A 23243-nucleotide genomic window follows, 5' to 3' on the forward strand; every position below is an offset into this window, starting at 1 on the left:
GAGGTCGGCTTAGCCCGACACGCTCTTCGACAGATAGGTCGTGAGCTCGTCCTTCGAGACCAGCGCCGACTTGTCGGTGTCGGCCGAGGCGAAGGCACCGCTCACCCAGCTCCGGGTAGCGGGATCGTCCGCCTTGGTGGCCGGATCGCTCGCGGTCTTGAGCGCGACCATCCAGCTGCCGAACTCGGTCTTGTCGAGGTTGCCGTCCGCATTCTTGTCGTAGCTCGGGAACTCCTGGTTCACGATCTGGGCGACCTGCGCGGCGGCACTGGCAGGCTGACCCGCCGCCGGCTGCGCCGGTGCGGTCTGCGCCTGATCCGCGGTGGTCGGCTGCTGCGTCTGCGCGGCGGCCGGATCCTGCGCGTCAGGCGTGGCCGTCTGCGGCGTCGAGCTATCCTGCGACAGGGCAGGCCGCTGGACGCTCTGCTCGGTCGGCGGGGTCGTCTGCTGAGTGCTGGTTGAAGGCACCTGATCCTGGGCCAGCGCAGGCACAGAAATCATCACCACACTCGCAAGCAAAACACTCTTCAACACTATGAATCTCCTTAAGATAGATCAGCACTCTTCTTCTGAATAAGAGATAGGAATGCTTCCCTGGACAGCAAATGAACAACGAAGAATTTCGTCTTGCAGTTCCTTCGCTTCGCCGTTTGGCGCAGGCATTCGCCGATGCTAGGAGCCGATTCGTCGCTTGTCCTGAAAGGAGTCCCATGGTCCCCCGCTACTCGCGGCCTGAAATGGCTGCGATCTGGTCCCCCGAGGCCCGCTACCGCATCTGGTTCGAGATCGAGGCGCACGCCACCGACGCGCTCGCCGATCTGGGCGTGGTGCCGAAGTCGGCCGCCAAGGCTCTGTGGGACTGGTGGGCGACCAACCCGGCGATCGACGTCGCCGCGATCGACGCGATCGAGGCGGTGACCAAGCACGACGTCATCGCCTTCCTGACCTGGGTCGCCGAGAATGTCGGCGAGGACGCCCGCTTCATGCACCAGGGCATGACCAGCTCGGACGTGCTCGACACCTGCCTCGCCGTCCAGCTCGCGCGGGCGAGCGACATCCTGCTCGCGGACCTGGATGCGCTGCTCGCGGTGCTGAAGCGCCGCGCCGAGGAGCACAAGCTCACCCCCACCATCGGCCGCAGCCACGGCATCCATGCCGAGCCGGTCACCTTCGGCCTCAAGCTCGCCGAGGCCTATGCCGAGTTCTCCCGCGCCAGGACCCGCCTCCAAGCGGCGCGCGCGGACATCGCGACCTGCGCCATCTCGGGTGCGGTCGGCACCTTCGCCAACATCGACCCGCGCGTGGAGGAGCATGTCGCGGCCAGGCTCGGCCTCACGGTCGAGCCGGTGTCGACCCAGGTGATCCCGCGCGACCGCCACGCGATGTTCTTCGCGACGCTCGGCGTGATCGCCAGCTCGATCGAGCGGCTCGCGACCGAGGTCCGCCACCTCCAGCGTACCGAGGTGCTGGAGGCCGAGGAATATTTCTCGCCGGGCCAGAAGGGCTCGTCGGCGATGCCGCACAAGCGCAACCCGGTGCTGACCGAGAACCTGACCGGCCTCGCCCGCATGGTCCGCTCGGCGGCGATCCCGGCGATGGAGAATGTCGCGCTGTGGCACGAGCGCGACATCTCGCATTCCTCGGTCGAGCGCTTCATCGGCCCCGACGCGACCATCACGCTCGACTTCGCGCTGGCGCGGCTCACCGGCGTGATCGACAAGCTACTGGTCTATCCCGAGCGGATGCGGAAGAACCTCGACCGCATGGGCGGGCTGATCCACTCGCAGCGCGTGCTGCTGGCGCTGACCCAGGCCGCCGTCAGCCGCGAGGACGCCTATCGCCTCGTCCAGCGCAACGCGATGAAGGTGTGGGAATCGGACGGCCAGCTCTCGCTGATCGAGCTGCTCAAGGCCGACCCGGAGGTGACCGCGGCGCTGTCGGCGGAGGAGATCGAGGACAGGTTCGACCTCGGCTACCACCTCAAGCACGTCGACACGATCTTCGCCCGGGTGTTCGGGGACTAAACCCCTCTCCCGTTGGGAGAGGGAGGGGCCCGCTCGGCGATAGCCGAGTGGGAGGGTGAGGGTGGCTACGGCCAGCGAGGTCACCCTCATCCTCCCGCAGCTTCGCTGCTCCTTCCCTCTCCCGATGGGAGAGGGACTGTCGCTAGGTCTCCCCCTCCTGCATCGCATCGAACCGGCGCCGCGCCGCGTCGATCTCGGCGACGTTCGCCTGCACCCATTGGCCGAGCGCGGTGACCGGCTCGCACAGCGACCGCCCGAGCGGCGTCAGCGCATATTCCACCTTGGGCGGGATCGTGGGGTAAACGGTGCGCGTGACGAAGCCGTCGCGCTCCAGGCCGCGCAGCGTCAGCGTCAGCATCCGCTGCGAGATGCCCTCGATCGACCGCTGCAGCTCGCTGAACCGCCTGGTCCCGTCGCGCAGCAGCATCACGGTGAGGATGCTCCACTTGTCCCCCACCCGCGCCAGGATCTGGCGCACGGGGGTGCAGCGCTCATGCGTGTGCGTCGGTTCCGTCAATGTGCCTTCTTGTGTCGCCATCGCCACCACACCATTGCAGCCCTTGTTACTCAACGTAACCATGAAAGGCTGAACATTCCATGCTCGACATCGCCCTCATCATCGGCAGCACGCGCCCCAACCGTTTCGCCGACACGCCGGCCAACTGGATCGTCGAAGGCGCCAAGGACCGGAACGATCTCAAGCTGACGGTGCTCGACCTGCGCGACCAGGGCCTGCCGCTGTTCGAGGAGCCCGCCTCGCCGCTGTTCACCGGCGGCGCCTATTCCAACCCCGCCGCCGAGGCATGGCGGCACCGGATCGGCCGGTTCGACGGCTATATCGCCACCGCCGCCGAATATAACCACGGCCCCACCGGCGCGCTCAAGAACGCGCTCGATTCCGCCTTCCTTGAATGGCGGCGCAAGCCGATCGCCTTCGTCGGCTACGGCGGCGTCGGCGGCGTGCGCGCGATCGAGCAGCTCCGCACCGTCGCGATCGAGCTGCACATGGCGCCGATCAAGGCCGAGGTGAACATCACCATGGAGCCCTTCGTCGGTGTGATGGTGCACGGCAAGACGCTCGACGACTACGACCATCTCCTCACCGCCCGCGCCACGCTGTTCGACGAGCTCGCCTGGTGGGGCAATGCGCTGAAGACGGCGCGCGAGAAGTAACGCCTCCGCACGCGGCGATTGCGTTTCATGCAATCGTAATAATCCTGTTTGCCATTGAAATTTTGTTACGGAGGCGTATTTATGCTGCACCGCAACAAAGCGGTTACCGGGCCACTTCCCGCGGCCCGGCGCAAAACAGGAGACCCACCATGCGCAACTTCGAAGCGTCGGCGTTCGGCGCCGCCGTGATGGTTGCCCAGGCGTTGGTCGTCGCCGCGATCTTCGTGGCCTAAGTCAGCCCTGGGCGATCCCGCCTGTCCCGCCCATGAGGGGCGCGGACGGGCGGAACGATCGGGGTCCTGCATTCGGGTTTTAGCGACGGCATCCGGTGGTACGGCAAGCCACGCCGCTTGCCGGCTCAGGTTGACCAAAAAGTTGACTAAATTGACTCTGCTGCGCCTGTGCAAGCCGACGCGACACGGAGGAAATCGACGGGATCAAAGAGCGGGCCGATGCCTGCACATCGAGCCATACGAGCCAAGCAAACGAAATCCTACATTGCAAGGGCGCTGGGTCGTCGACATTCGAGGGTTTCACGCGAGCCTGTTTTAAAGCCCCTCCCCTGAAGGGGAGGGGCTTAATGTGCCGAACGTCGATCCGCCCTACCCCCCCACAACCTTGCGCACCTTGGCGAAGAAGCCGGTCGCTTCCGGGCATTCCTCGCCAGTCTCGGTCTCGCGGAACGCCTCCAGCAATTCCCGCTGGCGCGCGGTGAGCTTGGTCGGCGTCTCGACCTCGATGCGCACTACCAGGTCGCCGCGGCCACGCCCTTGCAGCACCGGCATACCGGCGCCGCGCTGGCGGACCTCGCGGCCCCACTGCGTGCCGGGCTGGATGCGGATCGCGTGCGCGACGCCGTCCGGCCCCGGAATCTCGATCGTCCCGCCGAGCGCCGCGGTGGTGAAGCTGATCGGCGCGCGGGCATAGAGCGTGGTGCCCTCGCGCTCGAAGATCGGGTGCTGGCGCACGTGGAGGAAGATGTAGAGGTCGCCGGCCGGCGCGCCGCGCGGCCCCGCCTCGCCCTCGCCGGCCAGGCGGATGCGCGTGCCGTCGTCGACGCCGGGCGGCACGTTCACTGCCAGCGTCTTGGTCTTCTCGATCCGGCCCTCGCCGCGGCAGCGGCTGCACGGATCGGAGATGACCTGCCCGGCGCCGTCGCAGCTCGGGCAGGTGCGCTCGAACACGAACGGCCCCTGCTGCGCACGCACCTTGCCGATGCCGTGGCAAAGCGAGCAGGCGCGGCTGCCGGTGCCGGGCGAGGCGCCCGAGCCGTGGCAATGGTCGCAGGGCGCGGAGACGTCGACGGTGATCTCGGTCGCCTTGCCGTGGAACGCATCCTCGAGCGTGATCTCCATGTCGTAGCGCAGGTCCGCGCCGCGGCGCGGCTGGCGCGTGCGCGCGCCGCCCATGAACTCGCCGAACACGCTCTCGAAGATGTCGGAGAAGCCCGCGAAATCCGCGCCCGGCCCCGCGCCGCCGCCGTTCCGGAACGCGGCATGGCCGAAGCGGTCGTAGGCGGCGCGCTTCTGCGGGTCCTTGAGGCAGTCATAGGCCTCGCTGACCGCCTTGAACTTGGCCTCGTGGTCCTTGCAGCCCCCGTTCTTGTCGGGGTGGTATTTCATCGCGAGCTTGCGATACGCCGATTTCAGCGTCGCCTCGTCGGCGGTGCGATCGACCCCCAGCAGCTCGTAATAGTCGACTTCGGTGCTCATTCGGACCTCTTAGCCCTCTCCCCTCCGGGGAGAGGGTTGGGAGAGGGGTGGAGTCTCATCGAGACCGTCGCCTGCTGCACTGCCCCTCTCCCCAGCCCTCTCCCCGGAGGGGAGAGGGAGCAAGATGTTACGCCTTCTGGTTGTCGTCCACTTCCGAGAATTCGGCGTCGACGACGTCCTCCTGCGGGCCCTCGGCAGCGTCGGCCGACGGCGAAGCCTCGGCCTGCTGCTGCTTCTCGTAGATCGCCTGGCCGAGCTTCATCGCGACCTGCGCCAGCGCCTGCGCCTTGGCGGTCATCGCCTCGGCGTCGCCGCTCTCGACCGCCGACTTGGCCTCGGCGATCGCACCCTCGATCTCCGACTTGAGGCTCGCATCGACCTTGTCGCCATTCTCCGCGAGCTGGCGCTCGGTGGTGTGGATCAGGCTCTCGGCGTTGTTCTTGGCCTCGGCCGCCTCGCGCCGCTTCTTGTCCTCGTCGGCGAAGCGCTCGGCGTCCTTGACCATCTGCTCGATGTCGTTGTCGCTGAGCCCGCCCGAGGCCTGGATGCGGATCTGCTGCTCCTTGCCGGTGCCCTTGTCCTTGGCCGACACGTTGACGATGCCGTTGGCGTCGATGTCGAAGGTGACCTCGATCTGCGGCACGCCGCGCGGCGCCGGAGGGATGCCGACCAGGTCGAACTGGCCGAGCAGCTTGTTGTCCGCCGCCATCTCGCGCTCGCCCTGGAACACGCGGATCGTCACCGCCTGCTGATTGTCGTCGGCGGTCGAATAGGTCTGCGACTTCTTGGTCGGAATCGTGGTGTTGCGGTCGATCATGCGGGTGAACACCCCGCCCAGCGTCTCGATGCCGAGGCTCAGCGGCGTGACGTCGAGCAGCAGCACGTCCTTGACGTCGCCCTGCAGCACGCCTGCCTGGATCGCCGCACCGATCGCCACCACCTCGTCGGGGTTGACGCCGGTATGCGGGTCCTTGCCGAAGAACGACTTCACGACCTCGCGCACCTTGGGCATCCGGGTCATGCCGCCGACCAGCACCACCTCGTCGATCGCGCTCGCCTTGACGCCGGCGTCGGCCAGCGCCTTCCTGCACGGCTCCAGCGTGCGCTGGATGAGGTCCTCGACCAGCCGCTCGAGATCGGCGCGGGTGATCGACTTGACCAGGTGCTTGGGCCCGTTCTGGTCGGCGGTGATGAAGGGCAGGTTGACCTCGGTGGTCGCGGCCGAGCTGAGCTCGATCTTGGCCTTCTCGGCGGCCTCCTTGAGCCGCTGGAGGGCCAGCTTGTCCTTGGTGAGGTCGATCCCTTCCGCCTTCTTGAAGTCGTCGGCCAGGAACTGCACGATCTTGGCGTCGAAGTCCTCGCCGCCCAAGAAGGTGTCGCCGTTGGTCGCCTTCACCTCGAACACGCCGTCGCCGATCTCGAGGATCGAGATGTCGAAGGTGCCGCCGCCGAGGTCGTAGACCGCGATCGTCTTGTTGTTGTCCTTGTCCAGGCCATAGGCGAGCGCCGCGGCGGTCGGCTCGTTGATGATGCGCAGCACCTCGAGCCCGGCGATCTTGCCGGCATCCTTGGTCGCCTGGCGCTGGGCGTCGTTGAAATAGGCCGGCACGGTGATCACCGCCTGCGTCACCGTCTCGCCGAGATACGCTTCCGCCGTCTCCTTCATCTTCTGCAGGATGAAGGCGCTGATCTGCGACGGCGAATAATCCTCGCCACCCGCCTTGACCCACGCATCGCCGTTCGAGCCGCGCACGATCGTGTAGGGCACCAGCTCGGTGTCCTTCTTGGTCACGGGGTCGTCGAAGCGGCGGCCGATCAGGCGCTTCACCGCGAAGATGGTGTTGTCCGGGTTGGTCACCGCCTGCCGCTTCGCCGGCTGACCGATCAGTCGCTCCCCATCCTTGGCGAAGGCGACGATCGACGGCGTGGTGCGCGCGCCTTCCGCATTCTCGATCACCTTGGGCTTGCCGCCTTCCATCACTGCGACGCAGCTGTTGGTGGTGCCGAGGTCGATGCCGATCACTTTAGCCATAGTCTTTGCCTGTACCCCCAGGTCTCAGAAATGAACGCTCCGCCGCACCCCACAAGCGGCGATGCGGCGTCTTGCAACCTTGGCGATATAGGTGGGCCTTCTATTGCCGCAAGATTGCTGGGCACGCTAAGGCACGCTTGATTATCTCGCTTCGGGAGTGGGTTGCATGAGGCCACTGATCGCGATCGGCCTGGCGCTGGCACTGGCGGCGTGCGGCCGGCCGCCCGAGCTCCATGCCGACAAGGCCTGGATCCGCCTCCCCGCCGTGCCGGGGAGGCCCGCAGCCGCCTATTTCACGCTGACCGGCGGCACGTCCAAGGCAACGCTGCTCGCCGTCTCGACCCCGGCGGCGCTCAAGGCCGAGCTTCATGAGAGCATGGAGCACCAGGGCATGATGCAGATGGCGCCCCTGCGGCAGGTCGATGTCGGCCCCGGCGCGACGGTCAGCTTCGCGCCGGGCGGCAGGCACGCCATGCTGTTCGGCGTCAATCCTAAGCTCAAGCCGGGCGACGTCACGCCGATGACGCTCCAGTTCGCCGAGGGCCGCAACCTCGAGGTCGAGGCCAAGGTGGTCGGCGCGGCCGACCCCGCACCATGAGAGGGCCCGCAGATGCCGCAGATGATCGACCGTTTCCGCTCCTCGACCGTCGGCTGGCTCAAGGGCTCGCTCGCGGGCTGGGGGACGGTGCTGCTCGCGCTGGCGGGGCTGGTCGGCATGGTGCTGGCCGGTGGCGGCGTGCTGCCGGTGCCGCCCGCCGCTCCGCTGCTGCTGACCGTCCTCGCGGCGGGGATCGTGCTGGTCAAGTGGGTCGGCAACGCCGCCGCCACCTACGAGGTCACCGCCGACCGGCTGATCCTGCACCGCGGCATCCTCAACAAGTCGATCGACGAGATCGAGCTCTACCGCGTCAAGGACGTCCGTATCCAGTTCAGCATCGTCAACCAGCTCGCCGATCTCGGCACCATCACTATCGGCTCGTCGGACGAGACCACCCGCGCCACCCCGCTGGTGATGCGCGACATCGAACATGCCCGCGCCCGCCGCGAGAAGCTGCGCGAGCTGGTCAACGCCGCCCGCCTCAGCCGCGGCGTGCGCGAGATCGACGTGGCGCCGGAGACGTTCGTTTAGGGTCCGTCCGGATGGAATGGACTCGTGCTCCTGCGAAGGCAGGAGCCCCGGATCATAGGGGCGTCGCTTGCGGCCAAGGCTCCTGCCCTCGCAGGAGCACTGACGCAGCTTCGATCTGAACAGGACAGACTCTAGGTCAGCCATTCATGAGCCTCAACGTCACCCGTCCCCTCACCCCCGGCGAGATCGACCTCGCCCGCAGCGTGTTCGGCGACGCCATCGACTATGCCCGCGCCGCGGTCGCCAACCGGAAATGGGCGTTCTTCCAGCCCAGGAAGATCGCCATGGCGCCGACCGGCTGCATCCACTTCAACCCCAAGGGCGACCTCTACCACGACGACTTCGCCTGCGCCGACCTCGGCCACCAGGCGCTGTTCATCCATGAGATGACGCACGTCTGGCAATATCAGTCCGGCATCTTCCTGCCGCTGCGCCGCCATCCCTTCTGCCGCTATGGCTACACCATCCAGCCGGGGCGGCGGTTCGAGCGCTACGGCATCGAGCAGCAGGCCGAGATCGCCCGCCATGCCTTCCTGCTCCGCCGCGGCGCGATCGTGCCAGGAGCACCGAGCCTGGGGCAGTATGAGACGATCCTGCCGTTCCGGCCTTCTTCCTCCTCCTGACCTTTACCGCGGGCCCGCTACCATCAGCACGACCTCTGCCGCCGGCGCTCCCGACAGCTGGAGGACGTGGCGGCCGGGCTGGAGGTCGAAGTCGACGATCTTGCGGATGCCGGTGCAGGCCGGGCCGTGGCCGTGGGCGACCGATTTCTCGACGCCGCCGTCGCGGACCAGGTCGATCCAGGCGGGCGCGCCGAGGGCGACGCGGTAGCGGCCCGCCTTCGCCACGTCGAGCGCGACCAGGCCCGCATAGCCGCCGGGCTGGGCGGCCTTCTCGGGCGGGTGGGCGAAGCCGACCTTGTCGGCGGCCGCCAGCTCGAGCCGCGCCGCCTGCCCCACCGCGACCGGCGCCACCGTGTCGAGCGACGCCGCCGCGTTCGCCGCCGCCGGAGCGGCCCAGCCGGCGAACTCGGCGGGCGGCGGTGCCGGGGTGGCGGGGCAGGCCGGTCGGCTCTGCGCCGCGGCGGCGGGGGGCACCGTCGCAACTGCGGCCGCCACGGCCGCAAGGATCCTGCTCAGGTCACGCATCGGGCTTCTCCCTCCAGCGAAAAGGCTCCGGGCGGTGGATTATCCGATCGAGGGGCGAACGCAATCGCCGCGGGCGCTAGCTCTCGCGCTCGCGGGTGAACGAAGGGCGCAGCGAAACCCCGCCGTTCGCCTCGCGCTCGGCGCGGCGGCGGGCGACGCGCTCGAGATTGGCGGCCATCGTCTCGAAGGCGGCGACCGAGCGAAGCGCGCGCTCGCGGACGTTGGCGAGCGTCGCGGCGTCGGCCTCGGCCTGCGCGCGGGCTGCCTGACCACGATAGTAGGCGGCGTCATAGGCCATGGCTCGGCCCTTTCGCTGGAGGAACGGGGAAGCGCGGACGAGGCAGGGGGACCGCCCCGCCCGCGCCCACGCCGGTCAGTCCTGCAGCTGCAGGTTGACCGCGCTCGTCTTGCCGCGCCGATCCTGTTCCAGCTCGTAGCTGACGCGCTGGTTCTGGGTGAGGGTGCGCAGGCCCGCGCGCTCGACGGCGGTGATGTGGACGAATGCGTCCTGACCGCCGCTCTCGGGCGCGATGAAGCCATAGCCCTTGTCGGCGTTGAAGAACTTGACGGTACCGGTGATGCTCATGCGAGCCATTCCTTCTGTTGTCGGGATCCCGGACGTCGGGAGCCCTCGAGTTGCTCAAGGGGCAGGGAAAGAAGGAATGAGGAGCCGCAAAGCGCCAAACACCGTCAATTTGCGACTGTAGCCCGGCCATTATGGGCGTCCGGGGGCGAAATTGCAACCGATGGCCCCGGCGCGGCACCGGCCGCCGCATCCCGATCCGCCTCCGCGTCCGGGGCCGGAATGGGAGAGTCCGCACCATCCGCGACACGCTCCGGCATGGCCGACGCGCCCGCGTGCGCGTCGGGGGCATCGCCGCGATCCTCCTCGCCTTCCGCGGGCAGCGGCACGGCGCAGGCGGCGAACCAGGCGTCGCGCTCGCACGCCTCCCGGCTGCGGCGGGCCTCGGTCTCGGCGCGCCAGCTCAGCTCGATCGCCGCGACCTCGTCCTCGTCGAGCGTGCGGCTGTAGCCCTCCTCGCCATATTCGCCGTCCTCCTCGCCGTAGAAGCCTTCGGGCGGCGGGAAGCGGGTGCGCCATTGCTCCTCGACGTCGTCCCACCACACGGGCTCGGCCCGATCCTCCGGCGCGGCGAAGGGAGAGCCGCAAAAATGTTGACCAAATTGACTCGACTCGTCGTGCGCGTCCGCCGCCTCCCCCTCCGCAAGCCCGGCCTCGGGCGCAGCCGGCGGCGTCGGGGCGAGCTGGACCAGCCCGGCGGCCTCGGCGCGGGCCCATTGCTCGCCGGTCCAGCCGGCGCGGGCGGCGGGATCGAGATCGGCGGTGTCGACACCCTCGGCGAGGTCGGTGTGGGTCCGGAGCCAGCGGTCGGCGCGGGCGAGCACGCGGATCGGGGCGAGATCGTCCTCGGTGGCGGGCTCGGCTCCTGCCCCTCCCAGCCGCGCACCCAGGAACAGGCCGGCGCGGGCCGGGCCGCCGTCGCGCCCGACGAGGTCGAGATACTGATCGAACTCGGCCGCGATCAGCCGCGCGGCGGCCTGGCCGGCCGCGCCGGTGGCGCTGTCGGCCATGCGGTCGAGGCGGTTCAGGAGCTGCATGGCGAGGCGGTTGTCGAAGCGCTCGCGCTCGATCGTCACCGTCGTGTCGCCGTTGGAGCGGGTGACGACCTCGACGGTGCCCTCGATCACGCGCTCCATCAGCGTCTCGGCGAGCGTGTCGCGCGCGAGCAGCGCCGCCGCCTGCCAGCCGAGCGCGAACCCGGCCCCGCGCGCCGAGGTGCGGAAGGCATAGGCGGATTGTTTGGTGAGGCCCACCGAACGGGCGGCGTCGGTGACCGTGGCGCCCTCGGCGATCGCCTGGAGGAAGGTGCGCTGGCGCTCGGCCGTCCAGCCGGCGGTGCGCTGGGATTGCGGGGCGGAATAGTGCTTGAGGTTGACCGGGATGTAGGTGGCGGGGTCCGCCGGGGTTTCCTCCTCGGGCGGGGTGATGGTGGTGGGTGCCGACATGGACAGGATTCCTCTCGTGTGAACAAAAGAGGAACGACCAGTTATACGGATTTGGTGATGTAGGAAAGGGTTTTGTTCCTATTTGGTTTGTTTAGTCGTGCGGGTCGCCGTGCTCGCCTTGATCTATAAGCTCGTAGGACACATCCTACCCACATGACGCTCGCTGGATTCCCTCGCATCTCGGTTGATCCGGCGGTTTGTGGTGGCCGGCCGGTCGTGGCCGGTACACGGGTGCGTGTCACCGACGTGCTGGAGATGCTGGCCGGCGGCGCCAGTCCGGCCGAGATCGCGGCTGGCTTTCCCTATCTCAGCGAGGACGATGTTCGCGCCGTGCTGGCCTATGCGGCAGCGCAGGCGGATCATCCCGTGGTGCTCGCCGCCGAATGAGATTCCTCATTGACGCGCAATTGCCGCCTGCCCTGTGCGGATGGCTGCGGGAGCGTGGGCATGAGGCGATCCATGTTTCGAGATCGGCATGGTGGGCGCCAGCGATGCAGAGATAGCCGCACGCGCCGAAACGATCCCTGATAGTGCACCCGCAGAACTCTACTCAAAGTGTGTAGACCCAAAGTGTTCAAAGCCGGACACAGGCGGATGTGAGCGGGGACAAGTCCAAGCCTTATGCATTGCAGGCCATAGTCGCGGCGAATGTCAGGGACAGGCGTTTGCGGCTTGGTTGGTCGCAAGAGCAGCTCGCAGATCTCAGCGGCTTTCATCGCACCTATGTCGGATCGGTGGAGCGTGGCGAACGCAATATCACCCTGACCACGCTCGAAGCCTTGGCGAGGGTGCTGGAGACTACGCCGGAAGCCCTTCTGAAGGCGAAGGATGGCTGACTTCGCCCATATCAGGCGGACGCCCGCCGCGTCGCTGGACGAAGCCATGCTCGCCTTGTGCCGCAGCGTGGAAGCCAAACGCGCTCGTACGGTGATCGACCATATCCTGAAGCACGGGATCATCACGAACGAGGAATTGAGCGAGCTTTACGGCTATGATCACCCGCCTCGCGCCATCCGCGATGTGCGAGAGAACGGGATTCCGCTCATCACCCACAGCGTCACCAGTCCCAGGACCGGCCGTCGCATGGGCGCCTATACCTTCGATGACATTTCAAGGATCAAGGCGGGGCGCGTTGGAGGTCGAAAAGCCTTCTCCAAACCGTTCAAGCAGCAGCTGATCGCCCTGTATGGAGCGCGCGACACGATCACGGGCGAGGCGCTCGACGAGCGATATTTGCAGATCGATCACCGCGTCCCCTATGAGGTTGCAGGCGATGACGGCGGCCCGCTCGACCCCCAAGACTTCATGCTGCTGGACGCGTCGTCGAACCGCGCGAAGAGCTGGTCGTGCGAGCATTGCGACAACTTTCGCGCGAAGCGCGACCCGGCCATCTGCACGACCTGTTTTTGGGCCTCCCCGGAGAGCTATTCGCACATTGCCGAAACGCCGTCCCGTCGCATCGAACTGGTCTGGACCGGTGAGGAGGTCGCAAGTTTCGAGCGTGTGAAGCGACAGGCCGAGATGAGGGGTATCGATCTTGCGGCCTATATCAAGCTGCGCTTAGGCGAATAGCCGTTCCTGCATCGGCCGGCGCAAATAGATGTTGGCGTCACGCGCGTTCAAGGATCGCGAAACATACAGGCTTTCGATCGTCACGGCGTCGCGTCCGCTTATCGTCGCTTGCGACGATCGGCCGGCGTGGATGGCCAGATGATCTGCGTCTATCGTACCGGGCAGCGGCTCGCCGTAGATTTTCTCGCCCGTCTGCCCGTCATAGGATAATATGTAAGGTACGGCCCCTTCGTCGAGGCCATGGAGGGCCTCGACCAGTCGTCCGCGGTCAAGCCCTTCTGCATATCGCTTGTCTGTTCCGTATGTCGTGCCCTGATAGGGCGGGTCCATGTAGACCAGATCATCAGGCGTGGCGTCCCGGACGCATTCCCGGAAATCGCCACGGAAGAGCCGGACGCGTCCTTTGAGCAGGCGGCTAACCGCATGAGCCGTGCGCGTGACGCGATCCGGCTTCATGCCGTTGCGGCGCTTGTCGACGGATTGCGTGAATTGGCCGTGCCGGTTGAAGCGCACGGCGTTCTTGACGCAGCGGGCAATCAGATAGAGTAGCAAAACGGGGTCGTTGCTCTCGTTGAACTCGGCACGCACGTCGTTGAAGTGCGATGCGCCGCGGGCGAATTGCGCATGCCACACGGCGGCGTAGCGATCGGATAGCGCGCCAGGGTCGTCGACGATCAGCGCCCACAGATCAACCAGCGGCGCATATATGTCCCCGATCACGAACCGCTCGGCCAAATCGTGCGTTGCCGCAAAGAGCGTGACCGCTGCCGAGCCCGCAAATGGTTCGTAGAGCGTGGTGACCTCTCTGGGGAACAGGCTGCAGATGCGGGGCGCCAGCGCTCGTTTGCTGCCCTGATAAGGGATCGGCTGAATCGATAGCGGCTCGCTGTTCATAGTAACGATGTGCTACTTTTAGTCATCATCGGTCAAGCCCTGCATCGCGTGTTGCCGGTGGCGCAGTGGCTCGGCTCCTTCACCGGCTCGACGCGCTGCGTCTCGCCGCCCGGCGTCGCCGCCTGCCGGACGATGCTACCACTTCCCTCCAGCCGCCTCGATCGCCGCGAGCAGCGCCTTCTTGGCGGGAGTCCGACGCTTCCCGCTATTCCGCGGCATCTCCGGTTCACCCGCAGCGACGCGCCGTTCGGCGAGCGTGGCGGCAAAGGCGTCGTGGCGCAGTACGCGGCCGGGCCAGCGGCGATCATCGTCCGTCGAGCGCTTCGATGCCATGGTCGCCTCCAGTCTCCTCGCGAATGCGGCGCTCAAGATAGGGCATGTCGAGGTCGGGATGAAGGCGGAACAGGACTTGCGCCTGTCCCAGCATCTCCGGCGCGGTGTCCGAGGCGTATTGGCCCATGCGGTCGGCGATCAGGTCCTCGATCGGGATGACGGCGAAGGCGGCGGCGCCAGGCCCTCGACCAGCAGCAGGCGCTGCGGATCGACCGTGCCGTCCAGCGGCGTCGACGCCACCACCTCGAAGCCGAGGCGCAGGTCCGGGTGGACCCAGCCCAGCGGCGTGTGGCCGAGTCCCTCCGGCTTCTCGAAGCCGAGGCGGGCGAGTTCCTGCTCCAGTTCCGGCTGGACGGGCGAGGTGATGTCGACGTCGCCGGTCATCACCGCGCTGCCGGAGAAATACTCGGCCGCGGCGCCGCCGACCAGGATCGGGCGCGGCAGGCCGCGGCGGTGCATTGCCTCGCTGACTTGGGCGAGGAGCGTGAGGGCATTCAGCAGTTCCGGTCGGTGTGTGCTTGCCATCCCCCTCACCCTTCCCACCGCCTCCGGCGGCGGGCCCCTTCCCTCTCCCAAAGGGAGAGGGAGATTCTTACTCCGCCGCTACCGCTTCGGCCTTCCCCTTCTCCAGCAGCGGCGCGAGATAGCGCCCCGTGAAGCTCCGCGGTTCCCGCGCCACCTCTTCCGGGGTGCCCTCGGCGACCACTTCGCCGCCCTTCACGCCGCCTTCGGGCCCCAGGTCCAGCACCCAGTCCGCGGTCTTGATGACGTCGAGGTTGTGCTCGATCACCACCACCGTGTTGCCCTGCTCGACCAGCGCGTGGAGCACCTCGAGCAGCTTGCGGACGTCCTCGAAGTGGAGGCCGGTCGTCGGCTCGTCCAGGATGTAGAGCGTGTTGCCCGTTGCGCGGCGGCTCAGCTCCTTCGCCAGCTTGACGCGCTGCGCCTCGCCGCCCGACAGCGTCGTCGCCTGCTGGCCGACCTTGACGTAGCCGAGGCCGACCTCCGCCAGCATCGCCATCTTCTCGCGGATCGGCGGCACCGCCTTGAAGAACTCGACCGCGTCCTCGACCGTCATGTCGAGCACGTCGGCGATGCTGCGCCCCTTGAACTTCACCTCCAGCGTCTCGCGGTTGTAGCGGGCGCCGTGGCAGACGTCGCAGGTGACGTAGACGTCGGGGAGGAAGTGCATCTCGATCTTGAGCACGCCGTCGCCCTGGCACGCCTCGCACCGGCCGCCCTTGACGTTGAAGCTGAAGCGGCCGGGCTTGTAGCCGCGGGCCTGGCTCTCCGGCAGGCCGGCGAACCAGTCGCGGATCTGGGTGAAGGCGCCGGTGTAGGTCGCCGGGTTCGAGCGGGGGGTGCGGCCGATCGGCGACTGGTCGATGTCGATCACCTTGTCGAGGTGCTGGAGGCCGGTGATCCTGTCATGCCTGCCGGCGAGCAGGCGGGCGCCGTTCAGCTGACGCGCGGCGGCGGCGTAGAGCGTGTCGATGGTGAAGCTCGACTTGCCCGAGCCGGAGACGCCGGTGACGCAGGTGAAGGTGCCGAGCGGGATGCTCGCGGTGACGCCCCGCAGGTTGTTGGCGGTGGCGTTGTGAACGGTCAGCTTCTTGCCCGAACCCTTGCGGCGGCGGGCGGGGACCGGGACCTCGCGCGTGCCGTTGAGATAGTCGGCGGTGATGCTGCCGGGGGTGGCGAGCACCTCGTCGAGCGTGCCGTGCGCGACCACCTCGCCGCCATGGACGCCGGCGCCGGGGCCCATGTCGATGACATAGTCGGCGGTGCGGATCGCGTCCTCGTCATGCTCGACGACGAGGACGGTGTTGCCGAGGTCGCGCAGGCGCCTGAGCGTGGCGAGCAGCATGTCGTTGTCGCGCTGGTGGAGGCCGATCGACGGCTCGTCGAGGACGTAAAGCACGCCCGACAGGCCGCTGCCGATCTGCGACGCGAGACGGATGCGCTGGCTCTCGCCGCCCGACAGGGTGCCGGAGGTGCGGTCGAGGTTGAGATAGTCGAGGCCGACGTTGTTGAGGAAGCCGAGGCGCTCGAGGATCTCCTTGAGGATGCGCTCGGCGATCTGGCGCTGCTGGTCGGTGAGCGCGGTGGGGAGCGCGGCGAACCAGGCGAGCGCGTCGACCACCGACAGGCGGGTGGCGTGGCTGATGTCCTCGCCGGCGATCTTGACCGCCAGCGCCTCGGGCTTGAGGCGGGCGCCGTGGCAGACCTCGCAGGGCTGGCTGCTCTGATACTTGGACAACTCCTCGCGCATCCAGGCGCTCTCGGTGGAGAGCATCCGGCGGTTGAGGTTGCCGATCACGCCTTCGAAGGGCTTCCTGACGTCGTAGCTCTTGCGGCCGTCGACGAAGGTGAGGGTGACGGGCCTGCCCTGGGTGCCGTGGAGGATGACGTCGCGGTGCTCCTCCGCCAGCGCCTCCCAAGGGGTGTCGAGGCTGAAGCCGAACTCGCGGGCGAGGCTGCCCAGCACCTGCATGTAATAGGGTGACGGCGGATTGGACTTGGCCCAGGGGACGATCGCGCCCTTCTTGATGCTGAGCGCGTGGTTGGGGACGACGAGGTCCTCGTCGAACACCAGCTTCTCGCCCAAGCCGTCGCACGCCGGGCAGGCGCCCTGGGGGGCGTTGAAGCTGAACAGGCGGGGCTCGATCTCCGGGATGGTGAAGCCGCTGACGGGGCAGGCGAACTTCTCGCTGAAGACGATGCGGTTGGGGGGGATGCCGGCGCCTTTCATGCCGCCTTTAAGCCCCTCCCCTTCAGGGGAGGGGTTGGGGTGGGGCGTATCGGCAATGAACTGCTGTCGGGATTCGCGGACAGGCCCCACCCCCAACCCCTCCCCTGAAGGGGAGGGGCTTTGGAGAGCCTCGACCGTCGTATCCACCAGGTCGACATAGGCCAGCCCCTCCGCCAACTTGAGCGCCGTCTCGAAGCTGTCGGCCAGGCGCGAGGCGATCTCCGCGTTCACCACCAGGCGGTCGACCACCACCTCGATGTCGTGCTTGTACTTCTTGTCGAGCGCGGGCGCGTCCTCGATCGCGTAGAGCTCGCCGTCGATGCGGACGCGCTGGAAGCCGGCCTTCTGCCATTCGGCCAGCTCCTTGCGGTACTCGCCCTTGCGGCCGCGGACGACGGGGGCGAGGAGGAGCAGGCGGGTGCCCTCGGGCAGCGCCATCACGCGGTCGACCATCTGGCTGACGGTCTGCGCGGCGATCGGCAGGCCGGTCGCGGGCGAATAAGGCACACCGACGCGCGCCCACAGCAGGCGCATGTAATCATAGATCTCGGTGACCGTCGCCACCGTCGAGCGCGGGTTGCGGCTGGTGGTCTTCTGCTCGATCGAGATCGCGGGGGAGAGGCCCTCGATATGGTCGACGTCGGGCTTCTGCATCAGCTCGAGGAACTGGCGGGCATAGGCCGACAGCGACTCGACGTAGCGGCGCTGGCCCTCGGCATAGATGGTGTCGAAGGCGAGGCTCGACTTGCCCGAGCCCGACAGGCCGGTGATCACCGTCAGCGTGTCCCGGGGAATGTCGACCGAGACGTCCTTGAGATTGTGCTCGCGCGCGCCGCGGACGGAGATCGTGGTGAGGGCCATGCTCTACGTTCTATCTTCGTTCTGGAGGGGATTCCACCCCGGAGATAGGAAGCGGCGCGGGATGTTGCCAGGATGGTGTCAGCAGTGGGGTCCTGGAACGGATCGACGTTCAGTAATTTAGCCCCTCCCCTTCAGGGGAGGGGTTGGGGTGGGGATTCGCCCCAAGCGAGCCGCCCGCTGCACTGCCCCACCCCCAACCCCTCCCCTGAAGGGGAGGGGCTTAGGGCATAACCGTGCGACATGCCCGACCCTACGCCGCCCCCATCCGCACGGTGCGCCCTTCGCGTGCGGCGCGGTAGATCGCCTCGATCAGGCGCATGTCGCGCAGGCCCTCCTCGCCGGGGACGATCGGGTCGCGGCCGGTCAGCACGCATTCGGCGAAATGGTCGAGCTGGCCCACGAACTGGTTCTTGGCCGGCGCCGGCAGCACGCGCGGCTCCATCTTGCCGCCCTTGCGCACCCACATCTGCTGGCCCTCGTAGACGGTGGCGGGCTCCATCCACACCCAGCCCTCGGTGCCGGTCACGCGATGGGCATTGTGGTTGGAGCTGTAGCTCGACACGCAGTTCGCGATCAGGCCGGAGGGGAATTTGAGCTGGAAGTCGATGCGGTCCTCGACCGTCTTGAAGCGCGGGTCGCTGCGGTCGGTCGATTCCATCGCGTTGACCTCGACCGGCTCCTCGCCCGAGAGGTAGCGCGCCGCCTGGAGGCTGTAGATGCCGATGTCCATCAGCGACCCGCCGCCCGACAGCGGCTTGTCGAGCCGCCATTGGTTGGGCTGGATGCTGAAGCCCGATTCGGCGGTGATCAGCCGCGGCTTGCCGACGAAGCCCGAGCGGACCAGCTCGATCGCGTGGCGGTTGTAGGGCTCGAAGCGCGAGCGGTAGCCGATCATCAGCTTCTTGCCGGCCTTGCGGCTGGCGGCGACCATCGCCTCGGCCTCGGCGGCGGAGACCGCCATCGGCTTCTCACAGAGGACATGCTTGCCCGCCTGGGCCGCACGGATCGTGTATTCCGCGTGCAGCGCGTTGGGCAGGATGACGTAGACGATGTCGATGTCGGGATTGTCGCGGATGCTGTCGTAGTTGGCGTAGCTGTAGCGGTGCGTCCTGGGGATGCCGTATTCGGTGCCGTAGCGCTCGAGCTTCTCCGGCGTACCGCTGACCAGCGCCGTCAGCCTGGCGAACTCGCAGTCGCGCAGCCGCGGCATGATCTGGCGCGTGGCGTAGCTGCCGAGCCCGACGACGGCGTAGCCGAGCTTGCGACCAGGTGTTCCCTGCCGCAGCGTGACCGCGGCGGCGGCGCCCGCCACCAGCGCTCCGCCCATGCCGACGAGGAGTCCGCGACGCGTGCCGTCCAACATCCCCTCTCTCCCGCAACGCCCGCCGATGTGCGGGTCCGGAAACTGGTAGCGCTATCGGTAGCGGGAAAGTGGGGCTCGCAAAAGGTGGATTTTTGCCATTAACGGAATGGCAGCTTCAGGCGAAAAGCTTGGAAAGCTCTGTTTCAAGCCGATCAACCATCGAACCAACCACTCATCGCGACGACACGTCCCGCGGCGATCGCCACCTTGATCTGCTCGGCAATAGACCGGCTTCATCGCTAATGCGCATACGCAAGCCGCGGCGTGCGCTTTGCTCCCCGATCGAGAGGTTTTGTAACGCAAAACGCCGCCTGCTTCTCAAAGGAGGCTTTGCGTAACGCCCGGCTTTCGATTCCCGATTCGTGGAAAGTCATCCGCTGAATCAGGAATCAATAGGAGCTCAGTGTAAAGTTCGCTTTTCACAAAGTCGATTATGAAAGGCAATTTGGCTCTTCGCTTTTCATAAGCGATAAAAATGCCTAAGCCTACCCGTCCTGACTACCTTGAGGCGGACATGGCGAAGCAACCTTGCATACCACATGATCTACCCATCGCCGATCTCAAGTGGCGTGAGATACTACCCTTTGTAGGCAAGGCGAATGCGGCGCTCGCCCGATATGATGGCATGTTGCAGACGCTGCCCAACCCCGCCGTGCTGCTGTCGCCGATTACGGCCAACGAAGCGGTGCTGTCATCGCGCATCGAGGGAACGCAGGCCACCCTCGACGAAGTCCTGGAAGCCGATGCCGGTCTGATGACCTCGGAAACGCGCCGCGAGGACATCGAGGAGATTACCAATTATCGTGTAGCAGTAGGCATTGCCGAAGCCGCACTAGATGATCGGGGCATCAGCCTGTCTCTCGTTCGTGAAGTTCACCAGCGGCTACTTGATGGCGTGCGCGGCAGAGACAAGGCGCCGGGCCGTTTCAGAGAAGATCAAAACTGGATCGGGCGTCGGGGTGACCCAATCGAACGCGCTCGCTTCATTCCCCCCAGTCCCATGATTCTCCCCACCGAACTTGAGAAATGGGAAGCCTACATCGCTTCGACCGATGAAGACCCAACGCTACAGACAGCGGTCGCACATGCTCAGTTCGAGATCCTGCATCCGTTCAAAGATGGCAATGGACGCATCGGTCGAATGCTCATTCCACTCATCCTCTACCGCCGCCAAGCCTTGTCACGGCCAATGTTCTATATGTCAGAGTTCCTGGAGACGAACCGGACCGAATACTACGACCGCCTGCTGGCAATCACCGACAAGAATGATTGGCACGGTTGGCTAGAATTTTTCCTCAATGCGATGATCAACCAAGCTGAATCTAACCTGCGCAAGGTGAAAGGGATTCGCGACCTCTACGAAGCCACGAAAACGCGCGTGGTCGACATAACCCATTCGCAATATGCGATGGCCGCTGTCGACGCGTTCTTCAAACGACCGGTGCTATCAGGAACTACGTTCGCGAAGGTCGCGGGGTTCAATAATCGAGTAACGGCGAACAACATGCTACGTCAGCTCGAAATGGAAGGTGTCATCACTCGCCTTCGTGAAGGTGGTGGCCGCACTCCGTCGATCTATGCGCTGCCGACACTCATCAATATCGCCGAAGGGAAAACGGTGTTCACCGAAGGGCCTGTCGATGAAGAAAACCCGCTGATCTAGGCCGGCAGGGGCACGTAGTTGTCGCAGCGCGAAAACAACAACTTAGGTCATTCCCGACCTCCGCTTACGAGCAGTCCCCTAAAACACCGGAACCACCGCCCCGCCGTACTTCCGCGCCATGAACCCCTTCACCTCCGGACTGCGCAGCGCCGTGACAAGCTTCGTCACCCGCGGATCGTTCCGCTCGCTCTCCAGCCCCACCACATAGTTCACGTAAGGACTGTCCTTCCCCTCGATCGCGAGCGCGTCGCGGGTCGGGTTGAGGCCGGCGTCGAGCGCATAGTTGGTGTTGATCAGCGCCAGGTCGACCTGGTCGAGCACGCGGGGCAGCGTCGCCGCCTCGATCTCGCGGAACTTGAGCTGCTTGCGGTTCCGAACGACGTCCTTGGGCGTGGCGGTGATGTCGTCCGGGTCGCGCAGCGTGATCAGCCCCTCCCCGGCGAGCAGCCGCAGCGCGCGGCCGCTGTTGCTCGGCTCGTTGGGGATGGCGACGGTGGCGCCGTCGGGCAGCTCGCCGAGCGCCTTCCACTTGCGCGAATAGGCGCCGAGCGGCTCGATGTGGACGCCGGCGATCTTCACCAGATGCGTGCCCTTGGCCTTGTTGAACTCGTCGAGATAGGGGCCGGTCTGGAAATAGTTGACCGCGATCCGGCCCTCGGAGACCTGGACGTTGGGCTGGACATAGTCGTTGAACACCCGGACGTCGAGCTTGACGCCCTCGCGCGCCAGCATCGGCTTCACGAACTCGAGGATCTCGGCATGGGGAACCGCGGTCGCGGCGACGGTGAGCGTGTCGTGGTCGCCCGCGCCGGGCTTGCCGCCGCCGCAGCCGGCGAGCGCAAGGGCGCCGAGCGCCGCCAGCAGGATGCGTCGGTTCATGGGAGCGGGCTTTCTCTTATCGATGGCTGACATGGCGGACGAACCGGTCGCCCGCCATCTGGAGAAGCTGGACGATGACCAGCAGCAGCACGACGGTGACGAGCATCACGTCGGTCTGGAAACGCTGATAGCCGAAGCGGATGGCGAGGTCGCCGAGCCCGCCCGCGCCGACCGCGCCGGCCATCGCGGTGAAGGAGACCAGGGCGATCGCGGTGACGGTGATGCCGGCGACGATCCCCGGCAGCGCCTCCGGCAGCAGCGCGCGGAGCACGAGGTCGCGGGTGGTCGCCCCCATCGCCTGCACCGCCTCGACCGTGTTGCGGTCGACCTCGCGCAGCGCCGTCTCGACCAGCCGGGCGAAGAAGGGCGCGGCGCCGACCACCAGCGGCGGGATCGCGCCGACCACGCCGAGCGAGGTGCCGACGAGCAGCACCGTGAGCGGGATCATCACGATCAGCAGGATGATGAAGGGCACCGAGCGCAGCAGGTTGACGGCGAGCGCGAGCACGCCGTTGCCGAGCCGGCTCTCCCAGACCTGGCCGGGCCCGGTCAGGAACAGCGCGATGCCGAGCGGCAGGCCGAGCAGCACCGTCAGCACCAGCGAGCCGCCGAGCATCGCCAGCGTGTCGAGGCTGGCCTGGCCGATGTCGGCCCAATCGATGTTGACGAACCAGTCGTTCATGCCGCCCCTTCGCCCCCGGCGCGGAGCGCGTCAACGTCGCCGTGCGCGCGCAAGGCGTCGATCGCCGCGGCGACGTCGCCGCCGGTGAGGCCCAGCGTGAGCTGGCCGAAGCTCAGGTCCTTGAGCCGGCCGATGCGGCCGTCGAGGATCGCGAAGTCGGTGCCGGTCTCGCGCGCGATCCGCGTCAGCACCGGCTGCCACACCGCCTCGCCGCGCAGGGTGAGCCGGATCACCTGGCCGGTGACGCCGGTCGGCTCGGGATGGTCGTCGGTCTCGGCGAGCAGCGCGCGCGTCTCGGGCGCCTGGGGATCGAGGAAGACGTCGGCGACGCTGCCGCTCTCGACGACGCGGCCGGCGTGGAGCACCGCGACGCGGTCGCAGACCTGGCGCACCACCTCCATCTCGTGGGTGATCAGCACGATCGTCAGGCCGAGCTCGCGGTTGAGGTCGGCGATCAGGGCGAGGATGCTGCGCGTCGTCTCGGGATCGAGCGCGCTGGTCGCCTCGTCGCACAGCAGGATGTCGGGGCCGGTGGCGAGCGCACGGGCGACGCCGACGCGCTGCTTCTGCCCGCCGGACAGCTGCGCGGGATATTTGTCGCCGTGGTCGGCGAGGCCGACGCGGGCGAGCAGCTCGGGCACGCGCGCGGCGATGGTGGCGGCGTCGGCGCCGGCGATCCTGAGCGGCAGCGCGACGTTGGCGGACACGGTGCGCGAGGCGAGCAGGCCGAAGTTCTGGAAGATCATGCCGACGCGGCGGCGCAGCGTGCGGATCCCCTCCCCGTCCAGCGCGGCGACGTCGGTGCCGTCGATCGACACCGTACCCGCGCTCGGCCGCTCGAGGCCGTTGAGCAGCCGCACCAGCGTCGACTTGCCCGCGCCCGAGCGGCCGATGATGCCGAACACCTCGCCGCGCGCGACCTCGAGGTCGACGGCCGCCAGGGCTGCATGGCGGCCGCCGGCGAAGGTCTTGTGGATGGCTTCCAGCCGGATCACGGG

Annotated in this window: 27 protein-coding genes; 10 read left to right on the top strand and 17 right to left on the bottom strand. The window is 67.1% G+C overall.

What is annotated here, in order from left to right; translation table 11 throughout:
• Window positions 1-9: 9 nt before the first annotated feature.
• Window positions 10-501, bottom strand: a complete 492-nt coding sequence (locus ACMGER_RS00405; RefSeq protein ID WP_436810151.1) for an EF-hand domain-containing protein — start codon at window positions 499-501, stop codon at window positions 10-12.
• 209 nt (window positions 502-710) lie between these two features.
• On the opposite strand from ACMGER_RS00405, the gene purB reads away from it, so the two are divergent.
• Complete coding sequence (gene purB, locus ACMGER_RS00410; protein WP_436810152.1) at window positions 711-2024, top strand: adenylosuccinate lyase; 1314 nt, start codon at window positions 711-713, stop codon at window positions 2022-2024.
• A gap of 142 nt (window positions 2025-2166) precedes the next feature.
• Here purB and ACMGER_RS00415 read toward each other — a convergent pair whose 3' ends face one another.
• Window positions 2167-2541 carry a winged helix-turn-helix transcriptional regulator gene (locus tag ACMGER_RS00415; RefSeq protein ID WP_436810153.1) on the bottom strand — a complete coding sequence of 125 codons (375 nt, stop codon included), beginning with the start codon at window positions 2539-2541 and terminating at the stop codon, window positions 2167-2169.
• A gap of 80 nt (window positions 2542-2621) precedes the next feature.
• On the opposite strand from ACMGER_RS00415, the gene ACMGER_RS00420 reads away from it, so the two are divergent.
• Complete coding sequence (locus ACMGER_RS00420) at window positions 2622-3197, top strand: NADPH-dependent FMN reductase (protein ID WP_436810154.1); 576 nt, start codon at window positions 2622-2624, stop codon at window positions 3195-3197.
• A 602-nt stretch (window positions 3198-3799) separates the two neighbouring features.
• On the opposite strand, the gene dnaJ is transcribed toward ACMGER_RS00420, so the two are convergent.
• Together dnaJ and dnaK are read right to left on the bottom strand one after the other, a co-directional pair.
• Window positions 3800-4909 carry a molecular chaperone DnaJ gene (gene dnaJ / locus ACMGER_RS00425; protein WP_436810155.1) on the bottom strand — a complete coding sequence of 370 codons (1110 nt, stop codon included), beginning with the start codon at window positions 4907-4909 and terminating at the stop codon, window positions 3800-3802.
• A 127-nt stretch (window positions 4910-5036) separates the two neighbouring features.
• Window positions 5037-6941 carry a molecular chaperone DnaK gene (gene dnaK, locus ACMGER_RS00430; RefSeq protein WP_436810156.1) on the bottom strand — a complete coding sequence of 635 codons (1905 nt, stop codon included), beginning with the start codon at window positions 6939-6941 and terminating at the stop codon, window positions 5037-5039.
• Window positions 6942-7107: 166 nt separating this feature from the next.
• Between dnaK and ACMGER_RS00435 the strand changes: the two genes are divergently transcribed.
• The 3 genes from ACMGER_RS00435 (at window position 7108) to ACMGER_RS00445 (ending at window position 8693) form a co-directional block, all read left to right on the top strand.
• Entirely contained in the window at window positions 7108-7539 is a 432-nt protein-coding gene (locus ACMGER_RS00435; RefSeq protein WP_436810157.1) for a copper chaperone PCu(A)C, read from the top strand.
• A gap of 12 nt (window positions 7540-7551) precedes the next feature.
• Window positions 7552-8070 carry a PH domain-containing protein gene (locus tag ACMGER_RS00440; protein WP_436810158.1) on the top strand — a complete coding sequence of 173 codons (519 nt, stop codon included), beginning with the start codon at window positions 7552-7554 and terminating at the stop codon, window positions 8068-8070.
• 146 nt (window positions 8071-8216) lie between these two features.
• A complete protein-coding gene (locus tag ACMGER_RS00445) occupies window positions 8217-8693 on the top strand; it encodes a vgr related protein (protein WP_436810159.1) in 477 nt (158 codons plus the stop codon).
• 3 nt (window positions 8694-8696) lie between these two features.
• Here ACMGER_RS00445 and ACMGER_RS00450 read toward each other — a convergent pair whose 3' ends face one another.
• The 4 genes from ACMGER_RS00450 to ACMGER_RS00465 form a co-directional block, all read right to left on the bottom strand.
• Window positions 8697-9218, bottom strand: coding sequence for a homogentisate 1,2-dioxygenase (locus ACMGER_RS00450; RefSeq protein WP_436810160.1), 522 nt, complete (start codon window positions 9216-9218; stop codon window positions 8697-8699).
• A gap of 76 nt (window positions 9219-9294) precedes the next feature.
• Window positions 9295-9516: a hypothetical protein gene (locus ACMGER_RS00455; RefSeq protein ID WP_436810161.1), complete on the bottom strand. Its 222-nt coding sequence runs from the start codon at window positions 9514-9516 to the stop codon at window positions 9295-9297.
• A gap of 75 nt (window positions 9517-9591) precedes the next feature.
• Window positions 9592-9804 (bottom strand): cold-shock protein, encoded by a 213-nt coding sequence (locus ACMGER_RS00460; protein ID WP_436810162.1) that lies wholly within the window; start codon window positions 9802-9804, stop codon window positions 9592-9594.
• Between the two features lie 104 nt (window positions 9805-9908).
• The gene (locus tag ACMGER_RS00465) at window positions 9909-11246 is read right to left on the bottom strand and encodes a hypothetical protein (protein WP_436810163.1); all 1338 of its coding nucleotides are present in this window, start codon (window positions 11244-11246) and stop codon (window positions 9909-9911) included.
• A gap of 153 nt (window positions 11247-11399) precedes the next feature.
• Here ACMGER_RS00465 and ACMGER_RS00470 point away from each other — a divergent pair, with 153 nt between their 5' ends.
• The 4 genes from ACMGER_RS00470 to ACMGER_RS00485 all read left to right on the top strand — a co-directional run bounded on the left by ACMGER_RS00470 (window position 11400) and on the right by ACMGER_RS00485 (window position 12818).
• Window positions 11400-11633, top strand: a complete 234-nt coding sequence (locus ACMGER_RS00470) for a DUF433 domain-containing protein (RefSeq protein WP_436810164.1) — start codon at window positions 11400-11402, stop codon at window positions 11631-11633.
• Complete coding sequence (locus tag ACMGER_RS00475; RefSeq protein ID WP_436810165.1) at window positions 11630-11749, top strand: DUF5615 family PIN-like protein; 120 nt, start codon at window positions 11630-11632, stop codon at window positions 11747-11749. Before ACMGER_RS00470 ends, ACMGER_RS00475 begins: the two co-directional genes overlap by 4 nt.
• Before the next feature lie 93 nt (window positions 11750-11842).
• Window positions 11843-12082 carry a helix-turn-helix domain-containing protein gene (locus ACMGER_RS00480; RefSeq protein ID WP_436810166.1) on the top strand — a complete coding sequence of 80 codons (240 nt, stop codon included), beginning with the start codon at window positions 11843-11845 and terminating at the stop codon, window positions 12080-12082.
• The gene (locus ACMGER_RS00485; protein WP_436810167.1) at window positions 12075-12818 is read left to right on the top strand and encodes a helix-turn-helix domain-containing protein; all 744 of its coding nucleotides are present in this window, start codon (window positions 12075-12077) and stop codon (window positions 12816-12818) included. Before ACMGER_RS00480 ends, ACMGER_RS00485 begins: the two co-directional genes overlap by 8 nt.
• Here ACMGER_RS00485 and ACMGER_RS00490 read toward each other — a convergent pair.
• The 6 genes from ACMGER_RS00490 to ACMGER_RS00515 form a co-directional block, all read right to left on the bottom strand.
• The gene (locus ACMGER_RS00490) at window positions 12807-13712 is read right to left on the bottom strand and encodes a DNA adenine methylase (RefSeq protein WP_436810168.1); all 906 of its coding nucleotides are present in this window, start codon (window positions 13710-13712) and stop codon (window positions 12807-12809) included. The genes ACMGER_RS00485 and ACMGER_RS00490 overlap by 12 nt on opposite strands.
• A 135-nt stretch (window positions 13713-13847) precedes the next feature.
• Entirely contained in the window at window positions 13848-14045 is a 198-nt protein-coding gene (locus tag ACMGER_RS00495; RefSeq protein ID WP_436810169.1) for a hypothetical protein, read from the bottom strand.
• Window positions 14017-14172, bottom strand: a complete 156-nt coding sequence (locus ACMGER_RS00500) for a hypothetical protein (protein ID WP_436810170.1) — start codon at window positions 14170-14172, stop codon at window positions 14017-14019. Before ACMGER_RS00500 ends, ACMGER_RS00495 begins: the two co-directional genes overlap by 29 nt.
• Window positions 14173-14183: 11 nt before the next feature.
• Window positions 14184-14570, bottom strand: coding sequence for a hypothetical protein (locus tag ACMGER_RS00505; RefSeq protein ID WP_436810171.1), 387 nt, complete (start codon window positions 14568-14570; stop codon window positions 14184-14186).
• 67 nt (window positions 14571-14637) lie between these two features.
• Entirely contained in the window at window positions 14638-17658 is a 3021-nt protein-coding gene (gene uvrA / locus ACMGER_RS00510; RefSeq protein WP_436810172.1) for an excinuclease ABC subunit UvrA, read from the bottom strand.
• 250 nt (window positions 17659-17908) lie between these two features.
• Window positions 17909-19021: a Gfo/Idh/MocA family protein gene (locus ACMGER_RS00515; RefSeq protein ID WP_436810173.1), complete on the bottom strand. Its 1113-nt coding sequence runs from the start codon at window positions 19019-19021 to the stop codon at window positions 17909-17911.
• 475 nt (window positions 19022-19496) lie between these two features.
• On the opposite strand from ACMGER_RS00515, the gene ACMGER_RS00520 reads away from it, so the two are divergent.
• Window positions 19497-20684 (top strand): Fic family protein, encoded by a 1188-nt coding sequence (locus ACMGER_RS00520; RefSeq protein ID WP_436810174.1) that lies wholly within the window; start codon window positions 19497-19499, stop codon window positions 20682-20684.
• 78 nt (window positions 20685-20762) lie between these two features.
• Here the strand turns inward: ACMGER_RS00520 and ACMGER_RS00525 are convergent, their stop codons facing one another.
• From ACMGER_RS00525 to ACMGER_RS00535, 3 genes are read right to left on the bottom strand one after another with little or no spacing between them, the layout of a single operon-like run.
• Window positions 20763-21563, bottom strand: a complete 801-nt coding sequence (locus tag ACMGER_RS00525; RefSeq protein WP_436810175.1) for a MetQ/NlpA family ABC transporter substrate-binding protein — start codon at window positions 21561-21563, stop codon at window positions 20763-20765.
• A 16-nt stretch (window positions 21564-21579) separates the two neighbouring features.
• Window positions 21580-22245 carry a methionine ABC transporter permease gene (locus ACMGER_RS00530; protein WP_436810176.1) on the bottom strand — a complete coding sequence of 222 codons (666 nt, stop codon included), beginning with the start codon at window positions 22243-22245 and terminating at the stop codon, window positions 21580-21582.
• On the bottom strand, window positions 22242-23240 hold the full coding sequence (locus tag ACMGER_RS00535) for a methionine ABC transporter ATP-binding protein (RefSeq protein WP_436810177.1): 999 nt from the start codon (window positions 23238-23240) through the stop codon (window positions 22242-22244). Before ACMGER_RS00535 ends, ACMGER_RS00530 begins: the two co-directional genes overlap by 4 nt.
• Window positions 23241-23243: the final 3 nt, after the last annotated feature.

Source organism: Sphingomonas astragali, from assembly GCF_051400615.1.
GTDB lineage: Bacteria > Pseudomonadota > Alphaproteobacteria > Sphingomonadales > Sphingomonadaceae > Sphingomonas.

What these genes read in the sequence shown, in the direction of transcription:
- ACMGER_RS00520 (WP_436810174.1), top strand. Translation starts at nt 19,497, where the DNA reads ATGCCTAAGCCTACCCGTCCTGACTACCTTGAGGCGGACATGGCGAAG.
- dnaJ (WP_436810155.1), bottom strand. Translation starts at nt 4,909, where the DNA reads ATGAGCACCGAAGTCGACTATTACGAGCTGCTGGGGGTCGATCGCACC.
- ACMGER_RS00500 (WP_436810170.1), bottom strand. Translation starts at nt 14,172, where the DNA reads ATGGGCCAATACGCCTCGGACACCGCGCCGGAGATGCTGGGACAGGCG.
- ACMGER_RS00525 (WP_436810175.1), bottom strand. Translation starts at nt 21,563, where the DNA reads ATGAACCGACGCATCCTGCTGGCGGCGCTCGGCGCCCTTGCGCTCGCC.
- ACMGER_RS00485 (WP_436810167.1), top strand. Translation starts at nt 12,075, where the DNA reads ATGGCTGACTTCGCCCATATCAGGCGGACGCCCGCCGCGTCGCTGGAC.
- ACMGER_RS00505 (WP_436810171.1), bottom strand. Translation starts at nt 14,570, where the DNA reads ATGGCAAGCACACACCGACCGGAACTGCTGAATGCCCTCACGCTCCTC.
- ACMGER_RS00490 (WP_436810168.1), bottom strand. Translation starts at nt 13,712, where the DNA reads ATGAACAGCGAGCCGCTATCGATTCAGCCGATCCCTTATCAGGGCAGC.
- ACMGER_RS00530 (WP_436810176.1), bottom strand. Translation starts at nt 22,245, where the DNA reads ATGAACGACTGGTTCGTCAACATCGATTGGGCCGACATCGGCCAGGCC.
- ACMGER_RS00495 (WP_436810169.1), bottom strand. Translation starts at nt 14,045, where the DNA reads ATGGCATCGAAGCGCTCGACGGACGATGATCGCCGCTGGCCCGGCCGC.
- ACMGER_RS00405 (WP_436810151.1), bottom strand. Translation starts at nt 501, where the DNA reads ATGATTTCTGTGCCTGCGCTGGCCCAGGATCAGGTGCCTTCAACCAGC.
- uvrA (WP_436810172.1), bottom strand. Translation starts at nt 17,658, where the DNA reads ATGGCCCTCACCACGATCTCCGTCCGCGGCGCGCGCGAGCACAATCTC.
- purB (WP_436810152.1), top strand. Translation starts at nt 711, where the DNA reads ATGGTCCCCCGCTACTCGCGGCCTGAAATGGCTGCGATCTGGTCCCCC.
- ACMGER_RS00460 (WP_436810162.1), bottom strand. Translation starts at nt 9,804, where the DNA reads ATGAGCATCACCGGTACCGTCAAGTTCTTCAACGCCGACAAGGGCTAT.
- ACMGER_RS00455 (WP_436810161.1), bottom strand. Translation starts at nt 9,516, where the DNA reads ATGGCCTATGACGCCGCCTACTATCGTGGTCAGGCAGCCCGCGCGCAG.
- ACMGER_RS00420 (WP_436810154.1), top strand. Translation starts at nt 2,622, where the DNA reads ATGCTCGACATCGCCCTCATCATCGGCAGCACGCGCCCCAACCGTTTC.
- dnaK (WP_436810156.1), bottom strand. Translation starts at nt 6,941, where the DNA reads ATGGCTAAAGTGATCGGCATCGACCTCGGCACCACCAACAGCTGCGTC.
- ACMGER_RS00475 (WP_436810165.1), top strand. Translation starts at nt 11,630, where the DNA reads ATGAGATTCCTCATTGACGCGCAATTGCCGCCTGCCCTGTGCGGATGG.
- ACMGER_RS00515 (WP_436810173.1), bottom strand. Translation starts at nt 19,021, where the DNA reads ATGTTGGACGGCACGCGTCGCGGACTCCTCGTCGGCATGGGCGGAGCG.
- ACMGER_RS00445 (WP_436810159.1), top strand. Translation starts at nt 8,217, where the DNA reads ATGAGCCTCAACGTCACCCGTCCCCTCACCCCCGGCGAGATCGACCTC.
- ACMGER_RS00450 (WP_436810160.1), bottom strand. Translation starts at nt 9,218, where the DNA reads ATGCGTGACCTGAGCAGGATCCTTGCGGCCGTGGCGGCCGCAGTTGCG.
- ACMGER_RS00435 (WP_436810157.1), top strand. Translation starts at nt 7,108, where the DNA reads ATGAGGCCACTGATCGCGATCGGCCTGGCGCTGGCACTGGCGGCGTGC.
- ACMGER_RS00465 (WP_436810163.1), bottom strand. Translation starts at nt 11,246, where the DNA reads ATGTCGGCACCCACCACCATCACCCCGCCCGAGGAGGAAACCCCGGCG.
- ACMGER_RS00470 (WP_436810164.1), top strand. Translation starts at nt 11,400, where the DNA reads ATGACGCTCGCTGGATTCCCTCGCATCTCGGTTGATCCGGCGGTTTGT.
- ACMGER_RS00440 (WP_436810158.1), top strand. Translation starts at nt 7,552, where the DNA reads ATGCCGCAGATGATCGACCGTTTCCGCTCCTCGACCGTCGGCTGGCTC.